Source organism: Pseudomonas sp. H3_A02 (assembly GCF_054671965.1).
Map to the genome: position 1 here is coordinate 4,025,852 of NZ_CP162807.1, position 15,574 is coordinate 4,041,425.

Sequence of the window (15,574 nt, forward strand, 5' to 3'; positions counted from 1 at the left end):
AGAAACGGATATGTACCCAAAAAAGGCATTTCCCAGAAAAAGACAGGCATAAAAAAACGCCGCCCCTCGCAAGAAGGGCGGCGTTTTTAGTCGGGCGTTTTAAGCTTTAGGCTTGAACGACCGGGATGTTGGCATTTGCAGCCGCTTCACGGAACTCGGCGATCTGGTCGAAGCTCAGGTAGCGATACACGTCCGCTGCCATGCTGTCGATCTTGCCGGCGTATTCCATGTACTCCTCGACGGTCGGCAGGCGACCCAGGATCGAAGCCACGGACGCCAGTTCGGCCGAAGCCAGGTAGACGTTCGCGCCGTCACCCAGACGGTTCGGGAAGTTACGGGTCGAGGTCGACACCACGGTGGAGTTCGGCTCGACGCGTGCCTGGTTACCCATGCACAGCGAGCAGCCTGGCATTTCCATGCGTGCACCGGCCTTGCCGTAGATGCCGTAGTAGCCTTCTTCGGTGAGCTGGTGAGCGTCCATCTTGGTCGGCGGCGACAGCCACAGACGGGTTGGCAGCTGACCCTTGACCTGCTCCAGCAGTTTACCGGCAGCGCGGAAGTGACCGATGTTGGTCATGCACGAACCGATGAACACTTCGTCGATCTTCTCGCCGGCAACGCTGGACAGCAGACGGGCGTCGTCCGGATCGTTCGGCGCGCAGAGCACAGGCTCGTTGATGTCGGCCAGGTCGATTTCGATGACTTCGGCGTATTCGGCGTCGGCATCGGCTTCCATCAGTTGCGGGTTGGCGATCCAGGCTTCCATCGCTTGGGCGCGGCGTTCCAGGGTACGTGCATCACCGTAGCCTTCGCCGATCATCCAGCGCAGCAGGGTGATGTTCGATTGCAGGTATTCGGTGATCGACTCTTTCGACAGCTTGATGGTGCAACCGGCAGCCGAACGTTCGGCCGAGGCGTCGGACAATTCGAAAGCCTGTTCCAGGGTCAAGCCTTCCAGGCCTTCGATTTCCAGGATGCGGCCGGAGAAGGCGTTTTTCTTGCCTTTCTTCTCGACGGTCAGCAGACCGTTCTGGATGGCGAAGTACGGAATGGCATGAACCAGGTCACGCAGGGTGATGCCAGGTTTCATTTTGCCTTTGAAACGCACCAGGATCGATTCCGGCATGTCCAGCGGCATGACGCCGGTGGCAGCGGCGAACGCAACCAGGCCGGAACCGGCCGGGAACGAGATGCCCATCGGGAAACGGGTGTGGGAGTCACCACCGGTACCGACGGTGTCTGGCAGCAGCATACGGTTCAGCCACGAGTGGATGATGCCGTCGCCCGGACGCAGGGAAACGCCGCCGCGGGTCATGATGAAGTCAGGCAGGGTGTGGTGGGTGGTCACGTCGATCGGCTTTGGATAGGCCGCGGTGTGGCAGAAGGACTGCATCACCAGGTCAGCCGAGAAGCCCAGGCATGCCAGGTCTTTCAGTTCGTCACGGGTCATTGGACCGGTGGTGTCCTGGGAACCCACGGTGGTCATTTTCGGTTCGCAGTAGGTACCAGGGCGCACGCCTTGGCCTTCCGCCAGACCGCAAGCCTTGCCGACCATCTTCTGCGCCAGGGTGAAACCCTTGGTGCTTTCAGCAGGTGCTTCAGGCTTCTTGAACAGATCGAACGGTGGCAGACCCAGCTCGGCACGAGCCTTCTCGGTCAGGCCGCGGCCGATGATCAGCGGGATACGGCCGCCGGCACGAACTTCGTCCAAAAGGACCGGGGTCTTCATTTCGAAGGTGGTCAGGACTTCATCGGTGCCGTGCTTGCAGACTTTGCCAGCATGCGGGTACAGGTCGATCACGTCGCCCATGTGCATGTTGGACACATCGAATTCGATCGGCAGGGCGCCGGCGTCTTCCATGGTGTTGTAGAAAATCGGGGCGATCTTGCTGCCGAAGCAGAAGCCGCCAGCGCGCTTGTTCGGAACGAAAGGAACGTCGTCACCGAAGAACCACAGCACCGAGTTGGTCGCCGATTTACGCGACGAACCAGTACCGACCACGTCGCCGACGTAGGCGATCGGGAAGCCTTGGCCGCGCATTTCTTCGATCTGCTTCATCGGGCCGGTCTTGCCTTGCTCGTCCGGAACGATGCCGTCACGGGCCATTTTCAGCATGGCCAGGGCGTGCAGTGGGATGTCCGGGCGGGACCAGGCGTCCGGGGCAGGGGACAGGTCGTCGGTGTTGGTTTCGCCGGTGACCTTGAATACGCGCAAGCTGATCTTGTCGGCCAGCACCGGGCGCTTCTTGAACCACTCGCCGTCAGCCCAGGATTGCAGCACGGCCTTGGCGTGAACGTTGCCGTTCTTGGCTTTCTCAGCCACGTCGTGGAAGGCATCGAACATCAGCAGGGTGTGCTTGAGTTCTTCGGCGGCGACGGGCGCCAGCTCGGCGTCGTCCAGCAGCTCCACCAGGGTCACGATGTTGTAGCCGCCCTGCATGGTGCCGAGCAGTTCAACGGCACGCTTCTTGTCCAGCAGAGGGGATTGGGCCTGGCCCTTGGCCAGGGCGGACAGGAAACCGGCCTTGACGTAGGCGGCTTCGTCGACTCCAGGCGGAACGCGATTGGTGATCAGGTCAACGAGGAAAGCTTCTTCGCCAGCCGGAGGATTTTTCAGCAGCTCGATCAGGCCTGCGGTTTGTTCGGCGTTAAGCGGCTGGGGAACGATACCCAGGGCTGCACGCTCTTCGATATGTTTGCGGTAGGCTTCAAGCACAGTTATTACCCTCATCAGTGGTCCCAAATGGGTGTCCGGGACGCTCATCCAGAAACCCACGGTACTCATGCGCGTCTGAGGCTTTTTGAGCCACTACGCCAGAGTTTCCGGGGTTCCTCACAGAAGCTGCTTTCAAAGTTTTACGCCTGCAGAACGGGAGCTGATGAGGGTTGGCGTTGGGCTTTCCCCGCTGGAAAGACCCTTCGCCAACACCGCTCTGAAGGAACGACTGTGCTCGTGACGCTTTGAAAACAGCTTCTAACGGACATTGGCGCCTTAAAAGGCTGGCTGATTCTACGGGAAAAAAAAATTAAAGGTAAGTTGGGCGCTCAAGTTTGAGGGGTGATCAATCTTAGACAAAGGGCTAACATGCCGGTCTGTCCTGCTTTTGCGTGTGCTTTTTCTTATGCCCAACCAGCTCATCAAGACCCCCTGCGTCGGCCTTTGCTCCACTGTCTACGGTGACCTGGTGTGTCGCGGCTGCAAGCGGTTCCATCATGAAGTGATTCACTGGAACGGCTACAACGAGGACGAAAAACGCGCGGTGTGGATGCGGCTCGAGCAGTTGTTGGTGCAGGTGATGGTGGCCAAGTTGGAGGTTTTCGACCCTGGGTTGCTGCGCCAGCAACTGGAATCGCGCAAGATCCGTTTTGTGCCGCACCAGTCGGAATACTGCTGGGCCTACCAGTTGATTGCCCGAGGCGCGCGGGTGATCAACAACCTGGAGGCCTATGGCATGGTGTTGATGCCGGAGTTTCGCGATTGGGACCTGCCAGACCTGCGCGATGCCATTGATCGGGAGTTTTTCCTTCTGTCCGAAGCCCATTACCAGCGTTACATCGCGCCGGGGTTCCTGAAGGATGCGATCGGCGGCTGACAGCTTTTGTGGCGAGGGGATTTAGCAAAACGTCGCACCGCCCCGCTGTGGGAGCAAAGCTTGCTCGCGATGCAGGCGCCTCGGTTCCAGAGAGACCGCATCGTTTTTATCGCGGGCAAGCCTTGCTCCCACAGATAAATCCCCTCGCCACAGGTTGGCGTGTCAATCCTTGACCGCCAGTTCCACCAGATGATCCTCGACCTCCTGGGGCTTGAGCACCAGCACATCGCTTTCCAGCGTATCGAGCACGGCCTCGGCGGTGTTGCCGATCAGCACCCCGGACAACCCCGAGCGAGCCACGGTACCGATTACCGTCACGGCCGCCTGCAGCTTGCGCGCCATGTACGGAATCAAGACATCCGCCGGGCCTTCTTCGATGTGCAGGTGCTGGTCATCGATGTCGAATTCGGCCTGGAACGCCCGGCATTGCTCGCGATACCGGGCCTCGATGGTTTCCTTGAGCTGGAACGTCGGGTCGGCGGACGAGAGCATCGGCGCGGGGTGGGCGCTGATCACATGCAGGTGCGCCTTGGCGAGGAGGGCGATGTCATAGCCATGGTCGATGATGGTGGAATGCAGGTGGCGGTGTGAATCGTCGGCATTGCCAACGTCGACGGCGGCCAGGATCACCTTGTCTTTCCAGGAACCGGCGGTTTTCACCAGCAGCACCGGGGTTGGGCAATGGCGTAGCAGTTTCCAGTCCGCCGGGGTCAACAGGGCTTTTTTCAGCGGGCTGTCGGGGAAGTGCTGTTTGATCACCAGCCCGCAACCTTCAGCCTGCTGCACGTCGATGATGGTTTCGTAGAGGCTTTCGTTCCAGGCCTGCTCGGTGGTGACGCTGTAGCCGTCGGCCAGCAGTGCGCTCTTGAGTACGCTGAGCAGGCCGGCATGGTCATGCTTTTTGTCGCACACCAGCAGGTGCAGGTGGGCCTGGGTCACACCGGCGATCAGTTTGGCGCGCTTGAGCGCCAGGCTTTCCGAATGTTCGGGTTCAATGACCACCAGGATGCTGCGAATGGCTTGCATGATCGGCGTTCTCCTGCAATGAAAAGGCTGGCGTTGCTCAACTATAGTTGTTGTGGGGCAGTCTAGTTGCTGTGGGTGAGTCGTCGACTTGATGCATATCAATAGCGGTGGCTGGTGGTCTGGGGGCAGGCCGGTATAATCGGCGCCCTTCGCTCGATTACCTTTGCCCGTGAGCCCCATGAATCTTCCCGAAATCCACGAATTCCTTGGTTGCCGCACCCCCGATGCCTGGGTCCAGGCCGCGCTGGCCGACCAGGAAACATTGCTGATCGACCACAAGAATTGCGAATTCAAGGCCGCCAGCACTGCCCTGAGCCTGATCGCCAAATACCATTCCCACGTCGACTTGATCAATCTGATGTCGCGCCTGGCCCGGGAAGAGCTGGTGCATCACGAGCAGGTCATGCGCCTGATGAAGAAACGCAAGATCGGCTTGCGCCAGCTCTCTGCCGGGCGTTATGCCTCGGGGCTGCGCAAGGTGGTGCGCAGCCACGAGCCGGTCAAACTGGTGGACACCCTGGTGGTCGGTGCCTTCATCGAAGCCCGCAGTTGCGAGCGTTTCGAGGCCTTGGTGCCGCACCTGGACGAGGAGCTGGGCAAGTTCTATTTCGGCTTGCTGAGAAGCGAAGCCCGGCATTTCCAGGGTTACCTGAAACTGGCCTACCAGTACGGCGACGCCAAGGACATTGCCCAGGTGATCGACAAGGTCCGTGAGGCCGAGCGGGAACTGATCGAATCGCCGGATGTGGAATTTCGGTTCCACAGTGGTGTGCCGGTGGCGGCCTGAATTGTTAAAAACTCTTAAAAACATGAAATTTCTCTGAAAACCGGCCCTTGAGGCCGGTTTTTGCTGCCTGCGTTACCCGTCCCGTCGTTGGTTGACGCCATAATGTGGCCCTTCATTCATGGGTTGGCGGGCGGTTGGTATGGATAACCTGGGTTCGGGCAAAGTGTTGCTGGTGGAGGATGACGAACGGCTCGCCGGGCTGATCGCGCATTTTCTCTCCCAACATGGCTTCGACGTGCGTATCGAGCACCGAGGCGACCTGGCGCTGGCGGCGTTTCTGGCATTCGAGCCGAAAGTGGTGGTGCTCGACCTGATGCTGCCGGGGCAGAGCGGGTTGCATGTGTGCCGTGAGATTCGCAACGTTGCCGACACCCCGATCGTGATCCTGACTGCCAAGGAAGATGATGTGGACCATATCCTCGGCCTGGAATCCGGTGCCGACGACTACGTGATCAAACCCGTCAAGCCAGCGGTACTCCTGGCGCGCCTGCGGGCGCTGCAACGCCGTCAAGCGCCAGACACTACGGTGCGCGGTGCCCTTGAGTTCGGCCGATTGACCATCGACCGCAGCAGCCGGGAGGCGCGCCTGGCCGGTGACGTGGTCGAGCTGACCACCATGGAATTCGAACTGTTATGGCTGCTGGCAAGCGCGGCAGGCAAGATCCTTTCCCGCGACGACATCCTCAACCGCATGCGTGGCATTGCCTTCGATGGCCTCAATCGTGGCGTCGATGTCTATGTCAGCAAGCTGCGGGCCAAGCTCAACGACAACCCCAGGGAGCCGATGCGGATCAAAACCGTCTGGGGCAAGGGGTATCTGTTCAATCCGTTTGGGTGGGAGCTTTAGATGCTGCGGTTGTTCCTGGGGTTGTTCCTGGCCATGACGATTGGCCTGGTGCTGGCGCTGCAAACGGTCGATCGCACGTTCGATGCGCTGCTCGACGGCGAGATGCAGCGTTACAACCAAGAGGCGGTGCGTGGTCAGGCTTGGTCGTTGGTCGAGCAGTTGCGTGGCCTGGACGGCCCGGCGCGGGAGCGGCAGTTGGAAAGCGTGCGGCCTCACTACGGCTTGGGCCTGGCCCTGGTTGAGCGCGATCAACTGGCCCTGACCCCCCAGGAGCAAGCCGAGTTGATCCAGGGGCGCGTGGTGATGCGTGAGCAGTACACGCAGTTCATCTCGCGCATTGACGACGGCTCGCAGCTATTGAGCATCCATTTGCCGGCGGAGCCGAGCCTGATGCCGTTCTATATTGCCGTGGCTTACCTGATGATCGCGATCATGATTGGCTTCGTGCTGCTTTTCTGGGTGCGCCCCCACTGGCGCGACCTGGAAAAGTTGCGCCTGGCGGCCGAGCGCTTTGGCAGCAACGATCTGTCGGCGCGTATCCAGTTGTCCAGGCGTTCGAACATTCGCGACCTGGCGGAACGCTTCAATTTGATGGCGGCGCGCATCGAGGGCCTGATCGCCAATCAGCGCGAGCTCACCAATGCGGTGTCCCACGAGCTGCGCACGCCCATTGCACGGCTGTCATTTGAACTGGATCAACTCAAGCAGCAGTCCGATCCGAGCCAGAACCGCGAATTGATCGCCGACATGTACGCCGATCTCGGCGAGTTGGAAGAAATGGTTTCCGAGCTGCTGACGTACGCCAGCCTAGAACAGGGCGCCACGGTGATTGTGCGGGAAGACATCCAGGCGCGCGATTGGCTCGACAGCGTGGTGGGCAGCGTGGCGCTGGAGGCGGAGGCCGCGGGGGTGCAACTGTTGATTGTCGAGTGTCCGGCCGGGACGGTTCGTATCGAGCCCCGCTTCATGGCTCGTGCGGTGATCAATTTGCTGCGCAATGCCATTCGTTATGCCGATGAGCGGGTGCACGTGTCATTGACGCGTGCGGGGGATCATTATGAAGTGCGGGTCAACGACGACGGCCCAGGTGTGCCACCGGACGGACGGGAGAAAATTTTCGAACCGTTCGCGCGCCTGGACGCCAGCCGCGACCGTCGCACCGGTGGTTTTGGCCTGGGCCTGGCGTTGGTGCGACGGGTGTCTCAATCTCACCGAGGGCACGTGGAAGTAACGGACTCGTCCTGGGGTGGGGCGTCGTTTCGCATGACCTGGGCGCACCTCGATTAGATCGGGCAGCGTTCGTCCGGGCGGGCTTCTTTCAGAAGGTATACACCACCTGCCCAGCCAGTGACGCTTGCATCCGCCGCGCCACAATCGGGCTGCTGGCGGCGTCGCCAGCCAGGTACTGCACGGCCAATACCGTTGTGACACTCCATTGGTCATTGAACGGCAGTGACCAGGTCAAATCCGCTCCGCGACTCACCAGCCCGCCATAAGTGTCATGGGCTCGCAATTGACTGCGCGAAGCCTGGGCAGTGCTCACGCCGTACCAGGTCCGGACGTAGTCGCCGTCGCCGAACTGACTGTTGAGGCTGCCGATGAGCGTGCCATGGTTGCCCTCGTACAGCGGCGTGCTGATGCTCAGTTTCAGGCGGTTCCAGGCCGAGCCGGTGTCACGGTTGTCGTTGTCTTCCTCCAGCGCATGCTCGAAGGTGGCCTCAAGGGTGATCGGGCCCATTTGATAGGTTCCATCCAGCCCCAGCACCGGTCTGGCCTTGATCGAGCCCATGCCGTTGAGCTCATCCGAGCCCTTGAAGCCACTTTTGCGATCCTTGCGCACATCGCTGGCGCCGATGTACACGCTCAAGCCGAAGTCTTCTTCGTCAAACGCCCAGCCCAGACCCTTGTCGGTGTCGAGAAAGATGCCATAGGGGCTGACGACCTCCAGGCCCAACGCGGGCGCCACGACCCGTTCGTCGCTGCCACTGTAGCGTGGCACGCTGGCGGCGCCGGCCCGCAAGCTGTAGCGCCAGTCTTCGGCCTGCAATGAATCGCAGAGCAGAAGCAGGCCGCATGAAGACAACGACAGACACAATGAACGGACCATGGGAGCACCCGGATACGAAGTTGGATGCGCCCATGCTAGGTGGTGACCGGCGGGCAATCTTTGGCAGCTTTGTCGGGAAATTGTCAAAGACTGTGAAGCGGCCTAGCGGCTCAGATCCAGGCGTTCATGCCACTGGGCAATCGACTCTTCGGGGTAAACATCGAACTGCTGGTCCCCCGGATGCGTCTCGACCTCCACCCACGGCGCCTTGGAACCAAGCATCAGGTGAGTGTGCTCCGGCGGTACGGGCAGTGGCGTGTCGATGGCCGAGGCAAAGGGGTGAATCAGCTCCGGCCATTCAGGGCTGAATAGCCATAGCCCCGAACCGCACAGGGAACAGAAATGCCGTTCGGCACTGCTGCGGTGGGCGCGTTTATCGCCTTCGTCCTTGAGCCGCGCATGGTAGATCGAGATGTGCTTGCGACCGTGCACCTTCAGGCTTCGGGCATCGCCCCCCAGGTTGATCGCAAAACCGCCGCCGCCCTGGGTCTTGCGACAGATCGAGCAGTAGCAGCGTTGATAAGGGTAGGGGTGGGCACAGGCCAGGCTGAACGACACGGCGCCGCAGTGGCAGGATCCTTCGAGCTGCATGGGAACCTCCGATTGGGGACTGTCATGACTCTGGACAGCCCGGATGGCCCGATGTTCTGGACAGCTGAACTCATGACTGACGTGCGGACGCCATCGCGAGCAAGCTTGCTCCCACAGGGGATATTCTGTGTAGATACAATTTGTGAACACTGAGGATCAACTGTGGGAGCGAGCTTGCTCGCGATGAACGATGACACGGTCTAGCGAGCGGGCACCCGCCACAAATACCACGCCGCCACCGTCCTATAAGGGCTCCAGGCCAGACCGATTTCGACCATCTGCTTGCGGCTGGGTTGTTGCGCCAATCCCTTGAGCCGGCGATACCCCTCGCGCACTCCAAAGTCATCGGCCGGCAGGATGTCCGGTCGCTCCAGGCTGTAGATCAGCAGCATCTCCACGGTCCAACGTCCGACGCCGCGCAAGCTGATCAAACGCTCGATCAACGCTTCATCCTCCATGGCCAGTGCCGTGGCGTAATCCGGCACCACCCCGTCCAGGGCCGCTTGGGCGATGCCCTGGATGGTTGCGATTTTGTTGGCGGAGAACCCACACCTGCGCATTTGCGCAAAGTCCGTCGCCAGGAGCTGTTCAGGCCTGGGGAAGGTCAATGCCGGGAACAGCGCCAACAGTCGACCGAGGATCGCATCGCCTGCCTTGGCGTGCAGTTGCTGGTAGGCGATCGCCCGGACCAGGGCCTCATAGGGATCGCGGGCCGGCTTGGGTTGCAGCAGGCAAGGGCCGATCGTCTCGACATGCCGTCGCCAGTCTTCGTCGAGATTGGCCAGGAAGGCACTGGCGTCGTGGTAGGGCACAGGCATCAGGTGTTCGTTCTCCGGAGGCATTCAAAACGCCAGGGGCAGTGACACCTGCACCGCGGCTTTTTCCAGCCGCAACAGAAACGCCTTGCGCGGCTGGCCGCCACCATAACCGGTCAACGAGCCATCCGCCCCGATCACCCGGTGGCAGGGAATGACGATGGCCAGGCGATTCTGCCCGTTGGCCAGGCCCACGGCGCGGCTGGCACCGGGGCTGCCAAGGGCTGTGGCGACGCCGCTGTAGCTGCGGGTTTCGCCGTAGGGAATCTTTTGCAACTCGGCCCAGACCCGCACGGCAAAGGCGCTGCCGGGCATGTGCAGCGGGACCTCGAACGTGGTGAGTTTGCCGGCGAAATAGTCGGCCAGTTCGGTTTCGATCTGTTGCAGGTGAGCGTTATGCCCCGGTGCAACTGTGTAGCCGTAGCGTTGCTGCAGTTCTTCCAGCTCCTTGGTCAGGGCCGGGCGGTCGAGGAATTCCAGTAGCACCAGGCCCCGTCGTTCGGCCATGGCCAGCATCGGCCCCAATGGCGTGGTCAGGCGGGTGAACAGCAAGGGCTCGCTGAAGGCGGCGCGGCCCGGCGTGATGTGGAAGGACTTCACAAAGGCATCTCGAAAACCGCTCAACGACTCATAACCGGAATCGAACGCGGCATTGTCGATGGAAATGCCGTCCTTGATGCCGCCCAAGGCGATGCCCAGGCGACGGGTGCGCAGGTAGGCATGAAAGGTCATGCCGAAATGTTGCTTGAACCAGCGGCGCAATTTCAGCGGTTCGATGCCTTGCTCCAGCAGCAGGGCGTCAGTCCAGCGTAGGTCGGGTTCGGCGTCCACGGCTTTGAGCAGCGCCTGGATCCAGTCCGGCGCAATGGCCGCGGCATCCAGCGGCTTGCAGCGCAGGCAGGCGCGGTAGCCGGCCGACATGGCTTCGTCGGCGTGGGCGAAGAACTCCACATTCTCCGGCTTCGGCTTGCGCGCGGTACAACTGGGGCGACAGAAAATGCCGGTGGTCTTGACCGCAGTGAAGAACACCCCCTCGTAGGCGGTGTCTCGTTCGAGCATGGCGCGGACCATCTCGGTGTGGGGCGGGAGCAGCGAGTCTTGTCGGTTCATGGGGCAGAGCATAGAACCGTGTCCGGGACGACTCCACCGAAAAATCGACAGTGAATTTTCCGCGCACTCGGTCGGATGCTCACGAACAAAAATTGAACCTTGAGTCTTAAAGGTTCACCCGCTGTTTTTGTCTTTCGCAGACATCATGTCGCCAAGAACCGTGATAAGCACGGATCAATACCTCCAGAACACCGGCGTGAACAACACGAGCACGGTCAGGATTTCCAGTCGACCCAGCAGCATGCCAATGGTCAGCAGCCATTTGGCTGCGTCCGGCAAGGTCGAGAAGTTGCCGGCCGGGCCGATGATGGTGCCGAGCCCCGGCCCCACGTTGCACACGGCGGTGGCAGCGCCGGTCAGGGCGGTTGTCCAGTCCAGACCGATCAGCGCCAGACCCAGGGCGATGGCGCCAATCGTGATGGTGAAGAAGAACGAAAATGTCAGCAGCGAGCGGACGATTTCTTCATCGATGGGGTGGTTGTTGTATTTTTTCCGGATCACCGCCCGGGGGTGGATCAGTTGTTTCAAACTGCCCATCAGCAGTGCCCCGGCGACTTGAAAGCGAAAGATTTTCAACCCACCGGCCGTAGATCCCGAACAGCCACCCACGAACGTCAAGTAGAAGAACAGCAGCAGTGCGAAGCTGCCCCACAATGTGTAATCACCCAGCGCCACGCCAGTGGTGGTGACGATAGAGGTGACGTTGACGGCCACGATGCGAACCGCGTCCCACCACCCGTGGTCGCTGTTCAGGCTCAGCCAGGTGCCGACCACGAGCCAGGTAATCACCAGAAATCCGACGAAACCCCGAACCTGCTGATCCTTGAACAATGCGCGCCTGTTTCCCCTCAATGTCGCTACATACAGCGTAAAGGGCAGTGATCCCGCCATCATGACAACGACGGATACCCAATGAATGGCCGGTTGAGGCCAGTGCGCCAGGGACGCATCGGAGGTTGAGAAGCCGCCGGTGGAAATCAGCGACATCGCATGATTGATCGCCTCGAAGGGGGTCATGCCGGCCAGCCACAGCGCCAAGGTCGCGAAGGCGGTCAATGTGACGTAAATCCACAGGATGTAGTTGGCCGCGACGTGAGAGCGCGGCGTGACTTTCTCCGACCAGTCCGATGATTCGGTCTGGAACAGGCGCATGCCGCCGACCCGAAGCAGCGGCAGGATTGCCACGGCCATGCCGATAAAGCCGATGCCGCCGAGCCAATGCAACATTGATCGCCAGATCAGCAGGCCGGGAGACGTGGTATCCAGCCCGGTCAGGATGGTCGAGCCCGTGGTCGTGATGCCCGACATGGTCTCGAAAAACGCATCGGTATAGCTGATGTGCTGGATGAACACCATCGGCAGGGCGGCGAAGGCGCACACGAACACCCAACTGGCGGTGGTCAGCAGGTACATCTCCCGGGGGCGCATCTGGACGTGGTCCGGTCGTCCACGGGCGACCAGTGCGATACCGCAGACGAAGGTAATCAAGCTCGACCAAAGAAACGCCGACAAGTCATCGTTGCGCTCGTAAAGCATCAGGGTGAACAGCGGAATCGCCATGCTGATCGCCAGGGTAATCAGGAAAATGCCGAGTATGAAACCGATGAGACGCAGAACCGCAATGGACATGAATAACGCCTGATTCAATGAGCTGCACAGTATCGATAGGGGCAATGGGGCATTGCGTAAAATTTGCGTAAAAAAATTGAGCTTGGACGCCCAATAGACAAGGCAGTTTTCTTCAATACCCGCAGAGGAGGCCCCTTTACCTTGGGGCCTCTTTCCTTGAATGAAGAAGGTATGTGATGAGCTTGATATTTTCCATGGCGGCCTTTGCCTTGGTGGCCTCCATTACACCGGGGCCGGTCAATATCGTCGCCCTCAGTTCCGGGGCGCGGTACGGGTTTCGGGCCACATTGCGCCATGTGGCCGGCGCGACCCTGGGGTTTGTGTTGTTGCTGGTGCTGATGGGGCTGGGCTTGCATGAAGTGTTGCAGCGCTGGCCGGGGGTGACCCGAGTGGTGCAACTGGGCGGCGTGGCGTTCCTGTTGTTCATGGCCTGGAAACTGGCGATGGATAACGGGCACTTGGGCGGCGAAGACGCGGGGCGGGCGCCCTCGATGTTCCATGGCGCGCTGATGCAATGGCTCAACCCCAAGGCCTGGTTGGCCTGCGTGGCGGGGATGGGGGCATTCGTGGCCGACGGCGAGGCGCGGCTGGTGTGGCAGTTTGCGGCGATCTACCTGGTGATTTGCTACGTCTCGGTGGGCTGCTGGGCCTATGCCGGCAGTTTCCTGCGCACATGGCTGGGCAATCCGGCGACCTTGCGCCTGTTCAACCGGGCGATGGCGGTGTTGTTGGTGGCCAGTGCGGTGTATCTGTTGTGGCCTTGAGCTGAAGTGGGCGGCAACCTTGCATCTGAGAAGAAAGCGCTGTTTTGGCTGCAGTCCGCGCTTTAGAGGCGGGAATGCTGTTGTGGCGAGGGAGCTTGCTCCCGCTCGACTGCGCAGCAGTCGCCCAGAATCGAGGGCTACTGCGTAGCCCAGCGGGAGCAAGCTCCCTCGCCACAGAGGGCCCCGAGCCCCCGATCCATGCGGTATCAGCCGCGATATTGGCCGGGCGTAGCCGCCAGGTGTTGCTTGAACGCCCGCTGGAAGTGCGCCTGGTCGGCGAACCCGCTGTCCAGCGCCACGTCGGCGATCAGCTTGCCCTCGCGCAATTGGTGGCGGGCAAACTGGATCCGGCGGTTGACCAGGAAGGCGTGGGGCGTCATCCCGTAGTGGCGCTTGAAAGCTCGGCTCAGGTAGGACGGCGACAGCTGCGCGGCGGTGCAGATGTCTTCGAGCTTCAAGGCTTCGCTGCAATGGTCATGGATAAATTGTGCCGCACGCATCAGCCCCGGATGACTGCCCCGGTCCGGACGCCCGGCAGGGTTGAGCCGTTGTTGCAGGTCAATGAAAAACGCCTCGGCGGCGGTGTGCTTGTGGGCCGTGTCGAGGTGCTCGTCTACTAATTGGCCATACAACCTTCCCAGGGCGGCAAATAGCTCCACGTCGCGGCTATGCGTGGTGGCGAAACCCTGGAAATCCAGGCTTTCGTCAAAACCGATACGGCGCTGCAAGTCCCTGAGCCACAGGGTGTCGACGTACAACATCACGTAGGACCACGGCTGATCGTCGATCGGGTTGCAGGCGTGGACGTCACCGGGGTTCATCAGCACCACCGTGCCGCTTTCCACCTGGAAACTCGAGCGCTCGTGGATGTAGGTACTGCGCCCGGCGGTGATCGCGCCGATGGAGAAGTGATCATGGGAATGACGCGAATAGCAGACTTTGCGTCCATCGTCGATGGCCCGGGCTTCGATGAAGGGCAGGGCCGTGTCGCGCCAGAAGCGTGGGGCGGCGTCAGGGTTGGCATGCTTCATCGGTCGGCGTCCTCGTCTTGAACCTGAGTGGCAGTGTATTAGCCTTGGCCGGCAAATGCCCATTGGATTTAGCCGTTCGGCTCCAAGGGCGGTGGTCCTGGACTAGACTTCATGAAGTCCCGCCCATGGAGTTCCCGATGCTTGCGCCAGGTAAACCGGACAACGAAGCCGTTCGCCTCAAGAATCTGCACTCGCTCAAGCTGCTCGATACCGCACCCGAAGAGCGGTTCGACCGCCTGACCCGTCTTGCCCGGCGTCTGTTTGACGTGCCCATCGCCCTGGTGTCCCTGGTGGACGCCAACCGGCAGTGGTTCAAGTCCAGCGCCGGCCTGGATGCCAGTGAAACCCCGCGGGAAGTTTCCTTTTGTGGGCATGCGATTTTGCAAGATCAGATCCTGGAGATATGCGACGCGGAACAGGACGAGCGCTTCCACGACAACCCGCTGGTCACGGACAAGCCCGGCATTCGTTTCTACGCCGGGCATCCGCTGGGGCTGGAAGACGGCAGCAAACTCGGCACGCTGTGCCTGCTCGACACCAAGCCGCGCCAGCTCAATGACGAAGAACGCGAACTGCTGCGCGACTTGGCGCGCATGGCCGAGCAGGAAATGGTCGCGGTGCAGATGGCGAGCATGGACGAGCTGACGCTGTTGTCCAATCGGCGCGGCTTCAGGACGTTGGCCCAGCATGCGTTGAATGTGTGTGATCGCTTGTCGCGACCGGCGACGCTACTGTTCTTCGACCTCAACGACTTCAAGCCGATCAACGATCGATATGGGCATGCCGAGGGCGACAGCGCACTGAAAACCTTCGCCGACGTGCTGCGTATCGCCTTTCGCGAAAGTGATGTGGTCGGTCGCCTGGGCGGAGACGAGTTCGTGGCGCTGCTCACCGGTTCTTCCCATGTCGAGACAACGACGATCATGGCGCGCCTCAAGGAAATCCTCGATGAGCGCAATGCGATGTTGCAGCGTGGCTACGACATTCGGTTCAGCGTCGGCCAGATCGAGTACGACGCCCAGCGCCATCGGTCAATCGACAACCTGCTGGCGGACGCCGATGCGGCGATGTATGCGCACAAACAGGCGCTTCGCAGCTAGCACAGGCCAACCGCCGATCCAATGTGGGAGCGAGCTTGCTCGCGAAGGCGGCGGCACATTCAACATCAGTGCCAGCAGATCCACCGCCATCGCGAGCAAGCTCGCTCCCACAGGGAATGCGGTTCGCTTAAGGCCGCCGACAAGCCCGTGGCGAGGGAGCTTGCTCCCGCTGGG

At 60.9% G+C, this 15,574-nt stretch carries 14 protein-coding genes; 6 read left to right on the forward strand and 8 right to left on the reverse strand.

Going from position 1 to position 15,574, the window contains the following annotated elements; translation table 11 throughout:
* Positions 1-106: 106 nt before the first annotated feature.
* Complete coding sequence (acnB, locus tag AB4N80_RS17880) at positions 107-2,716, reverse strand: bifunctional aconitate hydratase 2/2-methylisocitrate dehydratase (RefSeq protein WP_305471219.1); 2,610 nt, start codon at positions 2,714-2,716, stop codon at positions 107-109.
* Between the two features lie 406 nt (positions 2,717-3,122).
* On the opposite strand from acnB, the gene AB4N80_RS17885 reads away from it, so the two are divergent.
* Positions 3,123-3,593, forward strand: coding sequence for a DUF1289 domain-containing protein (locus AB4N80_RS17885; protein WP_060741956.1), 471 nt, complete (start codon positions 3,123-3,125; stop codon positions 3,591-3,593).
* A 162-nt stretch (positions 3,594-3,755) separates the two neighbouring features.
* On the opposite strand, the gene AB4N80_RS17890 is transcribed toward AB4N80_RS17885, so the two are convergent.
* The gene (locus AB4N80_RS17890) at positions 3,756-4,619 is read right to left on the reverse strand and encodes a universal stress protein (protein ID WP_122565636.1); all 864 of its coding nucleotides are present in this window, start codon (positions 4,617-4,619) and stop codon (positions 3,756-3,758) included.
* A gap of 178 nt (positions 4,620-4,797) precedes the next feature.
* On the opposite strand from AB4N80_RS17890, the gene AB4N80_RS17895 reads away from it, so the two are divergent.
* From AB4N80_RS17895 to AB4N80_RS17905, 3 genes are all read left to right on the forward strand, one after another.
* Complete coding sequence (locus AB4N80_RS17895; protein WP_460078110.1) at positions 4,798-5,406, forward strand: MiaE family protein; 609 nt, start codon at positions 4,798-4,800, stop codon at positions 5,404-5,406.
* A 139-nt stretch (positions 5,407-5,545) separates the two neighbouring features.
* Positions 5,546-6,253, forward strand: a complete 708-nt coding sequence (locus AB4N80_RS17900; RefSeq protein ID WP_122565634.1) for a winged helix-turn-helix domain-containing protein — start codon at positions 5,546-5,548, stop codon at positions 6,251-6,253.
* Positions 6,254-7,540, forward strand: a complete 1,287-nt coding sequence (locus tag AB4N80_RS17905) for an ATP-binding protein (RefSeq protein WP_122565633.1) — start codon at positions 6,254-6,256, stop codon at positions 7,538-7,540.
* 31 nt (positions 7,541-7,571) lie between these two features.
* Here AB4N80_RS17905 and AB4N80_RS17910 read toward each other — a convergent pair whose 3' ends face one another.
* From AB4N80_RS17910 to AB4N80_RS17930, 5 genes are all read right to left on the reverse strand, one after another.
* On the reverse strand, positions 7,572-8,360 hold the full coding sequence (locus AB4N80_RS17910) for a MipA/OmpV family protein (RefSeq protein ID WP_460078111.1): 789 nt from the start codon (positions 8,358-8,360) through the stop codon (positions 7,572-7,574).
* Between the two features lie 102 nt (positions 8,361-8,462).
* Positions 8,463-8,951 (reverse strand): GFA family protein, encoded by a 489-nt coding sequence (locus AB4N80_RS17915; RefSeq protein WP_122565631.1) that lies wholly within the window; start codon positions 8,949-8,951, stop codon positions 8,463-8,465.
* 200 nt (positions 8,952-9,151) lie between these two features.
* Positions 9,152-9,769, reverse strand: coding sequence for a DNA-3-methyladenine glycosylase family protein (locus tag AB4N80_RS17920; RefSeq protein ID WP_122565862.1), 618 nt, complete (start codon positions 9,767-9,769; stop codon positions 9,152-9,154).
* A 24-nt stretch (positions 9,770-9,793) separates the two neighbouring features.
* The gene (locus AB4N80_RS17925; protein WP_460078113.1) at positions 9,794-10,876 is read right to left on the reverse strand and encodes a bifunctional transcriptional activator/DNA repair enzyme AdaA; all 1,083 of its coding nucleotides are present in this window, start codon (positions 10,874-10,876) and stop codon (positions 9,794-9,796) included.
* Positions 10,877-11,050: 174 nt separating this feature from the next.
* A complete protein-coding gene (locus AB4N80_RS17930; RefSeq protein WP_122565629.1) occupies positions 11,051-12,505 on the reverse strand; it encodes a TrkH family potassium uptake protein in 1,455 nt (484 codons plus the stop codon).
* Positions 12,506-12,681: 176 nt separating this feature from the next.
* Here AB4N80_RS17930 and AB4N80_RS17935 point away from each other — a divergent pair, with 176 nt between their 5' ends.
* Positions 12,682-13,269: a LysE family translocator gene (locus AB4N80_RS17935; RefSeq protein ID WP_460078114.1), complete on the forward strand. Its 588-nt coding sequence runs from the start codon at positions 12,682-12,684 to the stop codon at positions 13,267-13,269.
* 206 nt (positions 13,270-13,475) lie between these two features.
* On the opposite strand, the gene AB4N80_RS17940 is transcribed toward AB4N80_RS17935, so the two are convergent.
* The gene (locus AB4N80_RS17940; RefSeq protein ID WP_305467247.1) at positions 13,476-14,300 is read right to left on the reverse strand and encodes a helix-turn-helix transcriptional regulator; all 825 of its coding nucleotides are present in this window, start codon (positions 14,298-14,300) and stop codon (positions 13,476-13,478) included.
* 137 nt (positions 14,301-14,437) lie between these two features.
* Between AB4N80_RS17940 and AB4N80_RS17945 the strand changes: the two genes are divergently transcribed.
* Positions 14,438-15,400 carry a GGDEF domain-containing protein gene (locus AB4N80_RS17945; protein WP_122565626.1) on the forward strand — a complete coding sequence of 321 codons (963 nt, stop codon included), beginning with the start codon at positions 14,438-14,440 and terminating at the stop codon, positions 15,398-15,400.
* Positions 15,401-15,574 lie beyond the last annotated feature (174 nt).